Genomic DNA, 260 nt, shown 5'->3' on the forward strand with positions numbered 1-260 from the left:
AACCCGTCGGTCAACAACACCTGCACCTCATCCGCGGGCAGACCGACCGACGCCATCGCCCCCGCACCGGCCAACCGCCGACCAACGATCCGGGAACGCTGCACCACCACCCGCAACGCGTCTTCCAACGACAGCCGACCCGCGACGTACGCCGCGGCGATCTCACCCTGCGAATGCCCGACAACGGCCGCGATCGGCAGGCCGAGGGACTGCCAGATCCGTGCCAGACCGGCCATCACCACGAACGAGACCGGCTGCAC

1 protein-coding gene is annotated in these 260 nt (G+C 69.2%); it reads right to left on the reverse strand.

What is annotated here, in order from left to right:
- Positions 1-260 (reverse strand): acyltransferase domain-containing protein (locus tag ACPXBU_RS34905; RefSeq protein WP_425761411.1); only part of this gene is annotated, 260 nt, incomplete at both ends.

This window comes from Micromonospora sp. DT231, assembly GCF_049847025.1.
In the GTDB taxonomy this organism is placed as follows: Bacteria; Actinomycetota; Actinomycetes; order Mycobacteriales; family Micromonosporaceae; genus Micromonospora.